General features: G+C 72.8%; 2 protein-coding genes. Both read left to right on the top strand.

All coding sequences use genetic code 11. From position 1 onward, the window contains the following. Positions 1-900 (top strand): transglycosylase family protein (locus tag VGD85_RS07220; RefSeq protein WP_331062772.1); only part of this gene is annotated, 900 nt, incomplete at its 5' end. Positions 901-929: 29 nt separating this feature from the next. Continuing rightward, a partial coding sequence (gene rsmA, locus VGD85_RS07215) for a 16S rRNA (adenine(1518)-N(6)/adenine(1519)-N(6))-dimethyltransferase RsmA (RefSeq protein ID WP_331062771.1) occupies positions 930-1749 on the top strand: 820 nt, incomplete at its 3' end.

The raw sequence follows: 1749 nt of genomic DNA, 5'->3' as shown, positions 1-1749 counted from the left end.
TCGCTCGACTCGAAGGTGACCGACGGGACCGCGATCGCCGTCAAGTTCGCCCGTCCGCTCGACGTGAGCGTCGACGGCGAGGACCGGCGCTACTGGGTCACCGCCACCGACGTCTCCTCCGCGCTCGACCAGATCGGGCTGGGCTTCCACAACGCCGACCTGTCGGTCAGCCGTGGCGCCGCGATCAGCCGCTCCGGCATGGACCTGCGGGTCGTGACGCCGAAGGAGCTCACGGTCCGCATCGGTGGCAAGAAGGCCAAGGACAAGACCGTCACCGCGCTGACCGTGCGGCAGGCGCTCGAGGAGCTCGGCGTCGAGGTCGGCAAGCACGACCGCGTGAAGCCGGGTCTCGGCGCGACGCTCGAGGACGGCGACCGCATCGTCTTCACCGACGTGCGCAAGGTGACCAAGCGTCTGCGCGAGGCCATCGCCTACGACACGATCGAGCGCAGCGACGCCTCGCTGTACGAGGGCGACACCGAGACCGTGCGCGCCGGTGAGGCCGGTGAGCGCAAGGCGGTCTACAAGATCACGTTCGTCAACGGCAAGGTCGACAAGCGTCAGCTGGTGCGCGTCATCGAGGTGCTCCGCCAGCCCGTCGACGCCATCGTCAGGGTCGGCACCAAGGAGCAGGTGACCGCCAACTTCGCCGGTGGCAGCACCGTGTGGGACCAGCTCGCGCAGTGCGAGTCCGGCGGCAACTGGGCCATCAACACCGGCAACGGCTACTACGGCGGCCTGCAGTTCTCGCTGTCGACGTGGCGCGCGTACGGCGGTCCCGGCTACCCGCACCAGCAGAGCCGCGAGACCCAGATCGCGATCGCGACCAAGGTCCGTGACGCCAACGGCGGCTACGGCTCCTGGCCGCACTGCTCGCAGCAGCTGGGCCTGCCCCAGTAGGTGGCAGCCCGCCGTCTAGGCTCGCCCGCGTGAGCGAGCCGCAGGACATCCCGTCCGCCGGTCCGAGACTTCTCGGGCCGGCGGACGTGCGTTCCCTCGCCGCCGCGCTCGACGTCCGGCCCACCAAGCAGCGCGGGCAGAACTTCGTCATCGACGCCAACACCGTGCGCCGGATCGTGCGCGCGGCCGGGGTGGGGCCCGACGACGTGGTGCTCGAGGTCGGCCCCGGGCTGGGGTCGCTGACCCTGGGCCTGCTCGGCGAGGTGCGCCGGGTGGTCGCCGTCGAGGTCGACCCGGTGCTCGCCGCGGCCCTGCCCGCCACGGTCGCGGAGTACGCACCCGGCCACACCGACCGGTTCGAGGTCGTCGAGGCGGACGCCCTGAGGATCTCGTCCGTGCCCGGGCCACCGCCCACCGCGCTGGTGGCCAACCTGCCGTACAACGTCGCGGTCCCCGTGCTCCTGCACCTGATGGCGCTCCTGCCGTCCCTGCGGCACGGGCTGGTGATGGTCCAGTCGGAGGTCGCGGACCGGCTCGCCGCCCCGCCGGGCTCGCGTACCTACGGCGTGCCCTCGGTGAAGGCCGCCTGGTTCGCCGACGTGCGCCGCGCCGGCGCCGTGGGCCGCAACGTCTTCTGGCCGGCGCCCAACGTCGACTCCGGCCTCGTCGCGTGGGAGCACCGCGAGCCGCCCACCACGGCGGTGACCCGCGAGCAGGTGTTCGCGGTCGTCGACACCGCGTTCGCCCACCGCCGCAAGGTGCTGCGGGGCGCTCTGCGCGAGCTCGCCGGCTCGGCCGAGGCCGCGTCCGCGGCCCTGGATGCGGCGGGCGTCGACCAGCTCGCGCGCG

This window comes from Nocardioides sp., from assembly GCF_036401255.1.
In the GTDB taxonomy this organism is placed as follows: Bacteria; Actinomycetota; Actinomycetes; order Propionibacteriales; family Nocardioidaceae; genus Nocardioides.
The sequence above is the reverse complement of the archived record's forward strand: the minus strand, read 5'-3'. Positions and strand labels throughout refer to the sequence as shown.